This is a genomic window from Vagococcus sp., from assembly GCF_052102835.1.
Taxonomy (GTDB): domain Bacteria; phylum Bacillota; class Bacilli; order Lactobacillales; family Vagococcaceae; genus Vagococcus.
Map to the genome: position 1 here is coordinate 161,397 of NZ_JBQEIL010000006.1, position 6,852 is coordinate 168,248.

At 34.2% G+C, this 6,852-nt stretch carries 9 protein-coding genes; all 9 read right to left on the bottom strand.

Features of this window, described 5'->3' with window-relative positions; genetic code table 11:
- Nucleotides 1-543: a 6-phospho-3-hexuloisomerase gene (hxlB, locus tag ACTJFD_RS07855; protein ID WP_442260786.1), complete on the bottom strand. Its 543-nt coding sequence runs from the start codon at nucleotides 541-543 to the stop codon at nucleotides 1-3.
- Nucleotides 540-1,166 carry an orotidine 5'-phosphate decarboxylase / HUMPS family protein gene (locus ACTJFD_RS07860; RefSeq protein ID WP_442260787.1) on the bottom strand — a complete coding sequence of 209 codons (627 nt, stop codon included), beginning with the start codon at nucleotides 1,164-1,166 and terminating at the stop codon, nucleotides 540-542. The genes hxlB and ACTJFD_RS07860 overlap by 4 nt, the downstream gene beginning before the upstream one ends.
- A 4-nt stretch (nucleotides 1,167-1,170) precedes the next feature.
- On the bottom strand, nucleotides 1,171-2,127 hold the full coding sequence (locus ACTJFD_RS07865) for a sugar kinase (RefSeq protein ID WP_442260788.1): 957 nt from the start codon (nucleotides 2,125-2,127) through the stop codon (nucleotides 1,171-1,173).
- Nucleotides 2,128-2,158: 31 nt separating this feature from the next.
- The gene (locus ACTJFD_RS07870; RefSeq protein WP_442260789.1) at nucleotides 2,159-3,433 is read right to left on the bottom strand and encodes a gluconate:proton symporter; all 1,275 of its coding nucleotides are present in this window, start codon (nucleotides 3,431-3,433) and stop codon (nucleotides 2,159-2,161) included.
- 11 nt (nucleotides 3,434-3,444) lie between these two features.
- A complete protein-coding gene (locus ACTJFD_RS07875) occupies nucleotides 3,445-3,687 on the bottom strand; it encodes a hypothetical protein (RefSeq protein ID WP_442260790.1) in 243 nt (80 codons plus the stop codon).
- 1 nt (nucleotide 3,688) lies between these two features.
- Nucleotides 3,689-4,423, bottom strand: a complete 735-nt coding sequence (locus tag ACTJFD_RS07880; protein WP_442260791.1) for a sugar phosphate isomerase/epimerase family protein — start codon at nucleotides 4,421-4,423, stop codon at nucleotides 3,689-3,691.
- Between the two features lie 183 nt (nucleotides 4,424-4,606).
- Nucleotides 4,607-5,596 (bottom strand): LacI family DNA-binding transcriptional regulator, encoded by a 990-nt coding sequence (locus ACTJFD_RS07885; protein WP_442260792.1) that lies wholly within the window; start codon nucleotides 5,594-5,596, stop codon nucleotides 4,607-4,609.
- 129 nt (nucleotides 5,597-5,725) lie between these two features.
- On the bottom strand, nucleotides 5,726-6,262 hold the full coding sequence (locus ACTJFD_RS07890; RefSeq protein WP_442260793.1) for a dihydrofolate reductase family protein: 537 nt from the start codon (nucleotides 6,260-6,262) through the stop codon (nucleotides 5,726-5,728).
- A gap of 39 nt (nucleotides 6,263-6,301) precedes the next feature.
- The coding region (locus ACTJFD_RS07895; RefSeq protein WP_442260794.1) for a MucBP domain-containing protein at nucleotides 6,302-6,852 on the bottom strand (551 nt) is incomplete at its 5' end.

Consider the following 6,852-nt stretch of genomic DNA (forward strand, 5'->3'; position numbering starts at 1 on the left):
CTACTCAACATTGGTATGTTGATTTAATGCAGCTTCATTAGACGTTTGATCTCGCTCTGCAAGCATAAGCGTTAAGGTATCCAATGTGATATGAACGGTCTGGTCAAACAGTGAAGATAGTAGCTGAACTGATTTAATACCTGATCCCGTTTTAGTTGCACCAGGTACGATGATCACTGTATCCGCTAATTTAGCTAATGGCGAATTAATTTCACTCGTCAAAACAACAATCTGCAAACCTATTTTTTTCGCTTGTTCAGTATCCGCTACAATCCCTTTGGTTGTTCCAGACCCTGAAATAGCCACCCAGGTATCGCCTTTTTGAATCGACGGTGTGATTGTCTCACCTATCACGTAATCTGTATAGCCAATATGCATTAGACGCATAGCAAAACCTTTGGCTTGAAACCCACTACGCCCTGCACCAATAACAAAGATCCGTTTGTTTTTTTGTAAATAGGGTAAAGCCGAGACAAGTTGTTCATGATCCACAAGATTCATGACTTCATTTATTTCTGCCATAATTGTTTTTATTTTATTCATTTTTTGATTACCTCCATAAATTGATGAACTGTTTCTAATGGTGAAATTGTCTTTGTAATACTTGATCCAACAATAATAATTTCAATTACTCCTTGATCAGTCAACTGTCTCGCTTGTTCTAAGTCAATTCCTCCTGCGATGGCTAATCGCTTAAGACTTGGAAATTTTTGCTTAAATTCTGCCACACTTGTTGTTGCCTTTAATTTATCTTCACGATCAACAGAGTGATGAATAGCAAATACAGCTTCTTCGAACTCTACAAGCTGTTCAATCTTTTCATCCGTTACTTCTAATAAATCAATCATCATTGTTTTTTTGTGTGCTTTTGTCACTTCATAACATGCTCGGATGGTAGCAACTGAAGCGGCCCCCATCACTGTTAAAATATCACCACCATATTTAAATCCTTGTTTGAATTCATAAGCACCTTCATCCATCGTTTTAAGATCGACTAATAAATCTGAGTCTGGTAATTGCTGTCTAATTTCTGCAATCGCTTGATTGCCATAATCTTTAACTAAAGAAGTTCCTATTTCTAATAGGTCTACTTTTCCATTAAATAAAAAAGCAAACTCTTTTGCTTTTGCTAATGTTACTCGATCAATCGCTACTTGTAGTTTCATTGTCTTACTTCCCTTGCTCTTTTAAAAATTTTTGTAACTGTTCTGGCGTTGGATACCCGTCATTGTCCCCAGGTGATTGGACTGCTAAGGCACCTATTGCATTGGCACGAATCACGGAGTTTTCCAGTGTTTCTCCTTCTAATAGGCCAGTAATTAAGCCTACTGCAAAACCATCTCCAGCACCAACTGTATCAACAACGTTAGAAACGCTAAAACCAGGAACGATATATCCTTTTTTACCACGCTCCTTAACATAGGCACCTGCTTCACCTAATTTAACAACAACCGTTTCTGTTAGTTGACTGTTTTCAAGATAAAAATCGGCAATGGTTTCTGGATCACGACTACCTACTAAAATTTCACCTTCATTAATTCCAGGTAAAATAATTTTTGAATGTTTAGCGAACTCATTAATTTGTTGAACCATCGTTTCTTGATTTTTCCATAATTGAGGTCTTAAATTTGGATCAAATGTTGTTAGGACATTTGCTTCTTCTAAACGTTTGATAAGTAAACGAAAAGCATTATTGGCTTCTAAAGATATAGCCGGAAATATTCCTGATAAATGGACAACTTTTAAATCTGAAACATCAATCTTTTCAATGACCTCTTTTTCAAAGTGAGCAGCGGCTGAATTTTTTCTAAAATAAAAGATACTTGGATCACCTTGACTCACACGATCTTTCAATTGAAAAGCAGTCCAATAATCACTAGTTGATTCAATATAGGTATCTCCTATGTTATTTTCTTTTAATTGATCCAGAATAAACTCACCAAAAGGGTCTTGGCCTAAACGAGTCACATATTCTGTAGAATAACCTAGCCGTGAAACTCCTACTGTAACATTTAACTCAGCTCCTGCTAAAAACTTTTGAAAATGATTAGCATCTTTCAAGCTTTTATCGATTTCTTCTGATCCGAACAACGCAATTGGTTCACCAATAGTTAAAAATTGACTCATTTTAATCTCCTCTTTTCAATAGATTCATTTATTATAGTAAGAAATAAACAGCGACAAGATTTAAAGCTGTTGCCGCCCAGGCCCACGGAACACCCGTTTTAAAGAATGTTTTAGTATCTAATTCTGCATATTGAACTGCCCATAAATTCCATGATTGTGTGATACAAGATGAAATCCCCATCATGGAAGGAACGACTAGTAATCCATATAGGAAATATTGATCAAACATTTCAGTTCCAACTAAAATTGCAGCTGTCGCAGCACCGGCCCCATATAACATTAACGGACCACGGAAATAAGCTAAAGGAGCAATTATTGCTATAATCGCTAATAATAAAAGTTTGTTATGTGGAATGATGGCTTGGAAAATATCCGTGAAGCCTGACATAGCATGAACAGCTGACGCTTGGAACATTGTTAAAACGAATAACATAATTAACAACCCAGCAATATCACTAATAGCATGCTTAGCCGTATCATTCATAATAGTAACCAAGCGAGCATAACTCTTCATATATCCCGTTGCAGCAAACGCGACGATAATTGATAATAGCAAAGCAGGGGCTGCATCCCATCCAGCAAAAATACTTAGAATAACTGGTAAAACAGGAAGAACATAGGTCCAAATAGGAACTTCTTTCACTGCTTTAGTCTCTTCAGTTTCTTCAATGAGGACTGGTTTACCCTTTCTAATCTTCTTAGCATTAAAAAGAATAAATAAAATGACAATTAGCATTTGAATACCCATTGCTACAAAACCAAATTTTTGATAATGTAATCCCCACTCAACTTTGGGGAAGAATACTTGAAATTGAACAAATAAAACATTATTGACATACATTGCAGCTCCAACGGATAAAGTAAAAACAGTTACTGCTATGTTTTTGGGTATTCCAATCGAAAACATAATAGGAAAGATAATAACCCCAACAGCAATTGCTGATCCGACTCCATAAGAACTAGTAAAAATCAAAGCAATTATTAATGCTGACAAAACAGTCGCTAAAACGGGTCTTTTTTTCCCAACCTTTTCTGTTTTCCGACTAATACTGCCGGCTATTCCTGTATCAACTAAGACTCGACCAAACCACGAGCCAAAAATAATATACGTTGCTGTTTTTCCATAGTTTAAGATTGGTTCCGTAAATATTTCAATCAGAGCTTTGTTAAAGGGTACTCGACCAATAATCGTCCATAAAACAGCCATTACAAAAAATCCAACCGTTAAATTTCCACCCTTCATGGCATAAATAACAAAAATAACAAAAGTAAGCGCTAGCAAAATAGCAATTATCACACTTTCCATCATGTCTCCTCCTAGTATTGATTCAACTCGCTCAATATTTTTTGATATGTCGACACATGTTTCTCATGATTTTCAATAAAAAAATCATTTTCTAAATTATTGAAACGTTGGGCAATGTAATAAGCGGTTAAGTATGCGGCCAGTGCTTCTTTAGCAGCATCTTCCATATCTTCCGTTTTCATCGTTGGACGATTCACTGTATCCATAAAATGATAAGCGAACTTTTCTGGATCAATTTTGACTTGTTTTTCCATTTTATAACACCTCTTCTACTAATTTTTTAGCCGTTATAATTTCTGCTGCTGATGTCGTTGGGTACTCGATTGCGACTGGAACATTACTTGGTAATATGGCTAGTACTTTTCGCCAATCAAGGCTCCCTTGATCTAAACATGCTGCTTTTGGTTGTTCTGCTTCATAAGCTACATCTTTAAGATGAATGTATCGAACAAACTCTTTTAATTTTTTAGCAGCCATTAGTTCATCCTCACCAACAAAACGCCAGTTACCTAAGTCATAAACATAACCAATATCTAATCCTTTTTTATTTATGACTTTCATAAAATCAGAAATGGCTTGACTTGTTCCTGACGTCTTTGTCTGATCATTTTCGACATTAATTTCAATATTTTTTGTTATTAAATCCCCCAGTTCGTCGACTGAGCTTTCTGTGGTAAAATCGCCAATGTTCCATTTAATATGGCTAACGCCCATTTCTTCTGCTTCTTTTAAATACGCTTTCAATTTCGGATTAAGTTTTCCTTCAATAAATATTTCATCCGGAACACTATAAAAAAGTTCGATTTTTTCTGTCTTTGCTATTTCTTTGATAACAGATATTTCCTGAGAAATATCTTTAAAATACTCTCGCCTAAGTTCAACTTTACTAAAACCTAGTCCTTTTGCTCTTTTTAATAATTCCTGTTGTAAAATCCCTTGTTTGATATCTTCTTCAAATACCAAAAAATTTAAAACTAATTTTTTATCCATTAAAAACACCATCCCCTCAATTTGTTAACCGGTTTCCATAGGTAAATAGTAAACCGGTTTCCAAAAAATGTCAACGGTTACTTTTTAAAAGAACATCTCTCAAAATAATAAAAAAAAAGAAGAACCCATAACTGTGTTAGGTTCTCCTTGTCTATAAAAAAATAAAAAAATTAAATAACTTAACTAAATAGAACTCCGCCATTTAATTTTTGTTTCAACAATTGTTTCAAAAGAAATTGTCTCGTCTTGATTTATAATTGCCATTATTTGAGTTGCCGCTACCTCCCCTATCTTTTGTGACTGTTGTTCGATACTCGTGATGCCTGGACCTACTAATGCTGTTAAATTCCAATCATCAAATCCTGTTATGCCAAATGATTCTGGAATAGCAATTTTTTCTGCTATTAAAATCGTTAATAATTCCATTAGCATCCGACCATTTGAAGCAAAAAATAAAATTTTTTGATCTTTTAAAAGAATATCTTTTACTTTATTCATTAAATCTTCTACTTGATAAATCTCTATTAATACAAATTCTTTATTCGCTGCTTCTGTATATTTTTTAACTGAATCATAACGAAGCTTTCGTGTGCTTACTTCTTTAATTGGCTCAGTGACAAACAAAACTTTTGCATAATCTTGCTTTAATCCCCTGCTCAAAACTTCTTTAACTGAAGCTTCATTATTGGTGACGACGGTCGGCCACATACTATTTTTGATGGTCCTATCTACTAAAACAACTGGAATTTTGCTATCTTCTAATAATTTATAGTGACTTTTATTTTCTGATGCTGGTTGTAGAATGATACCTTCCACACTTTGATCCAACATTCGTTCAATTAATTTTTGTTCTTTTTCCAGAGAATTGGCAGCATCTACGATTAGCATTTGATAACCTTGTTGTTCTAAGATAGTCCCTATCCCTTTCAATAAAAGGGAGGAATACATATTTGAGATGTCTGCTACAACCACACCAATTAAATAGCTACGCTTTGATTTTAAGGACTGCGCTTGCTTATTCGGTCGATAATTTAAACGTTCAATCACTGCCGCAATATTAGCTCTCGTTGCAGTCGACATGTTGCCATAGCGCCCATTTAAATATCTTGAAATCGTTGTTTTAGATACTCCTGCTTCTGCAGCCACGTCATTAATGGTTACTTTTTCTTTCATAGTTCATCTCCATGATTTCTTTTTCTAATCTTAACTCACTATCACTATTATAACTGATTTAATTAATCAAATCAGTTATAAAACAAAAAGAAACTCCTAGTAACTATTTCACTAGGAGTCATCATAAATTTATTTTTTTGTAAACGTGTGGTAACAAATACTGTTAATATGATACGACTCTTTTAAACTCATAAAAAGTGAGTGATTAAATCGATTAAACAGTGGAATTCCATCGCCTAATAAAACAGGCACCGTTGCGATCCGATACTCATCGATTAAATTCTGCTCAACTAAAGGCATGATGATACTATTTCCACCAATAATCCAAATATCTTTTCCATTCTCTTTCTTTAATCGCTCAATAAGGCTAGTTACTGTCTCACTATAAAAGTTTATATTCGCTCGACCATCACCAGGTCTACTCGTTAAAACATAGTTTACTTTATCTGAATACGGATAATGATCTGGAGATAATTCATTCACGACCTGATCATAAGTCGTTCTCCCCATAACAACAGTATCGATCGTCTGATAAAAGTCGTCATATGTTTTATCTTCTTTTAAATCTGTCATTTCATCTGCATTTAACCACTCAATCCCTCCCTGGTTATCAGCAATGAAGCCATCAATACTTGTAGCAATATACAGAATTACTTTTCTCGTCATTTCTTCATCCACCTTTTATTTATAGCCTATTTTAACATTTTAAAAAGGAATAGCTATTGGAGTTATCGTCACAGCATATTTTATAATCGTTACTGCTTCCGTGACGATTGTATTGTCAGAAGGTATTAATTCTCCACGATAATCGGTAAAACCACTATAATGTAAATAATCAGGATTACCATTATCAATTTTTGATAATAATTCTCCTTGCTCATTATATAAATCAAAAGAAATTTTGCTAGGAACTTTAATACTGTCTCCCATTTTAACGTTATAAACAATATCCTCTAAAGGTACATTTTGCTCTATTCTCTCTGTTTCTCCAGCTATGTTTCTTACATAATAATAGTCACTAATATTTGGATGGTTATCAATTAACGAACCATCACTATAAGTTAAAAGATTAATTGAATTAGTCGGTAATAAACTATTTTTATCTACAAACTGAATGATTAATTTAGCAGAATTAGCGTTATATATATAAACGATGCTAATTGTAGAATTCGAGATAACCCCGCTCGTTTCTCCTTTGACTTCTTTAAAGGTATAACCAGGAATATCTTTTTGTTTTGATGTGTAACTATCGCCTA

Coding starts and splice junctions, on each gene's coding strand:
- ACTJFD_RS07890 (WP_442260793.1), bottom strand. CDS start 6,262: ATGACGAGAAAAGTAATTCTGTATATTGCTACAAGTATTGATGGCTTC.
- ACTJFD_RS07860 (WP_442260787.1), bottom strand. CDS start 1,166: ATGAAACTACAAGTAGCGATTGATCGAGTAACATTAGCAAAAGCAAAA.
- ACTJFD_RS07880 (WP_442260791.1), bottom strand. CDS start 4,423: ATGGATAAAAAATTAGTTTTAAATTTTTTGGTATTTGAAGAAGATATC.
- hxlB (WP_442260786.1), bottom strand. CDS start 543: ATGAATAAAATAAAAACAATTATGGCAGAAATAAATGAAGTCATGAAT.
- ACTJFD_RS07865 (WP_442260788.1), bottom strand. CDS start 2,127: ATGAGTCAATTTTTAACTATTGGTGAACCAATTGCGTTGTTCGGATCA.
- ACTJFD_RS07870 (WP_442260789.1), bottom strand. CDS start 3,433: ATGGAAAGTGTGATAATTGCTATTTTGCTAGCGCTTACTTTTGTTATT.
- ACTJFD_RS07875 (WP_442260790.1), bottom strand. CDS start 3,687: ATGGAAAAACAAGTCAAAATTGATCCAGAAAAGTTCGCTTATCATTTT.
- ACTJFD_RS07885 (WP_442260792.1), bottom strand. CDS start 5,596: ATGAAAGAAAAAGTAACCATTAATGACGTGGCTGCAGAAGCAGGAGTA.